This window comes from Nonomuraea sp. LPB2021202275-12-8, assembly GCF_037044575.1.
GTDB lineage: Bacteria > Actinomycetota > Actinomycetes > Streptosporangiales > Streptosporangiaceae > Nonomuraea.
This window is the reverse complement of sequence record NZ_JBAHWD010000186.1, coordinates 1-307: the sequence shown is the minus strand read 5'-3', so window position 1 is coordinate 307 and position 307 is coordinate 1. Positions and strand designations below refer to the sequence as shown.

Here is a 307-nt window from a genome sequence, read left to right as displayed (position 1 = left end):
AAACAGAAGCTCCCGGTGAAAGCGGCGTCCGGAACGTCACGCAGGCTCAGGATCAGGTCGAACTGCGCGGCGGTGATCTCGACGTCGATCTCGCCGGCCCACAGGTCATCGGCCTCGACCACGCCGTCGCCATCGTCCTGGGCGAAGGTGATCATGGTCTGGAACAGCGGGGTACGGCCGGCGTCGCGGGCCGGCCTGAGCCGTTCCACGACATGGTCGAAAGGGACGTCCTGGTTGGCGTATGCCTTCAGCGTGGTCGTGCGCACCTGGGCCAGGAGCTCGCCGAAGGTGGGCTCGCCGCTGATGA

Annotated in this window: 1 protein-coding gene; it reads right to left on the bottom strand. The window is 66.8% G+C overall.

What is annotated here, in order from left to right:
- Positions 1 to 307: condensation domain-containing protein (locus V5E28_RS49310; protein ID WP_336217232.1), on the bottom strand; the 307-nt coding region annotated here is incomplete at both ends.